We start from the raw sequence: 1,394 nt of genomic DNA, 5'->3' as shown, positions 1-1,394 counted from the left end.
CTCCACGCGGCCCGCCCGGCACTCGGGGTAGTGACGTCAACTTCCGATCCGCGACACCACTCCTTCGAGTGGGATCACTCGGCGATGACGGCCTCGGCGTCAAGGGTGGCGCCCACGGCCTCGATCACCGCGGCGATCTTGAACGCCTCCTGGATCGTCTCGCGCTCCACACCGGCCTTGCGCAGCACCTGCTCGTGCGAGTCCAGGCACATGCCACACCCGTTGACGGCGGAGACCGCCAGCGACCACAGCTCGAAGTCGACCTTGTCCACGCCCGGGTTGCCGATGACGTTCATCCGCAGCCCGGCACGCAGGTTGCCGTACTCCGGGTCCGACAGCAGGTGCCGGGTCCGGTAGAAGACGTTGTTCATCGCCATGACGGCAGCGGCCGCCTTGGCCGCCGTGTACGCCTCGGGCTTGAGGTTGGACTTCGCCTCCGGCTCCAGCTCGGCCAGCACCTTCGGCGAACGCGAGGCGATCGCGCAGGCCAGCACGGTGCCCCACAGCTGCTGCTGCGGAAGGTCCGAGTTGCCGATGACGGAACCCAGGTTGAGCTTCAGGTCCTTGGCGTAGTCCGGCAGGGCCGACTTCAGTTCGTCCAGTGCCATGGTGGCGTTACTCCGCTATCTCCGTCGTCGTGTGGGTCACTTCGGCCCCGAGAGGATTCCGGGGGTCAGGTCACTCGCCGGCGAGCAGCTTGCCCGCGTCGAGGGTGTCCTCGCCCTTGCTCCAGTTGCACGGGCAGAGCTCGTCCGTCTGGAGGGCGTCGAGGACCCGCAGGACCTCCTTGGGGTTCCGGCCGACGGAACCGGCGGTCACCATGGTGAACTGGATCTCGTTGTTCGGGTCGACGATGAAGACGGCACGCTGCGCGAAGCCGTCCTCGCCCTCGACACCGCAGTCCCGCATGAGCTCGTGCTTGGAGTCCGCCAGCATCGGGAACGGCAGGTCACGCAGGTCGTCGTGGTCCTTGCGCCAGGCGTGGTGGACGAACTCGGAGTCGCCGGAGACACCGAGGATCTGCGCGTCGCGGTCGGCGAACTCGTCGTTCAGCTTGCCGAACGCGGCGATCTCGGTCGGGCAGACGAAGGTGAAGTCCTTCGGCCAGAAGAAGACGACCTTCCACTTGCCCTCGTAGGTCTTGTGGTCGATCTGCTGGAACTCCTGACCCTTCTCCAGCGACACACAGGCGGTCAGGTCGTAGCTGGGGAACTGGTCACCGACAGTGAGCACGTGCTCTCCTTGGTCTGGTGGAGCGCCCCCGACGCGCGCGCAAGGCGCGCAGGTCAGGGCGCCCCTGAGGGTTGGACGGAAGATCAGGCTGTCACAGACCCCATTGATCGCGGAAATCGCACCCGCCACACACTCTGATCACCCCCGCCTATCAGTCCACC

Annotated in this window: 2 protein-coding genes; both read right to left on the bottom strand. The window is 66.4% G+C overall.

What is annotated here, in order from left to right:
* Window positions 1-74 precede the first annotated feature (74 nt).
* The gene (locus GL263_RS26530) at window positions 75-608 is read right to left on the bottom strand and encodes an alkyl hydroperoxide reductase (RefSeq protein WP_182858277.1); all 534 of its coding nucleotides are present in this window, start codon (window positions 606-608) and stop codon (window positions 75-77) included.
* A 70-nt stretch (window positions 609-678) separates the two neighbouring features.
* Window positions 679-1,233 (bottom strand): peroxiredoxin, encoded by a 555-nt coding sequence (locus GL263_RS26525; RefSeq protein WP_143648936.1) that lies wholly within the window; start codon window positions 1,231-1,233, stop codon window positions 679-681.
* Window positions 1,234-1,394 lie beyond the last annotated feature (161 nt).

Source organism: Streptomyces durbertensis (assembly GCF_014156695.1).
GTDB classification, from domain to species: domain Bacteria; phylum Actinomycetota; class Actinomycetes; order Streptomycetales; family Streptomycetaceae; genus Streptomyces; species Streptomyces durbertensis.
Note: the sequence above shows the minus strand (reverse complement) of the source record. Positions and strands in the feature narration are given on the sequence as shown.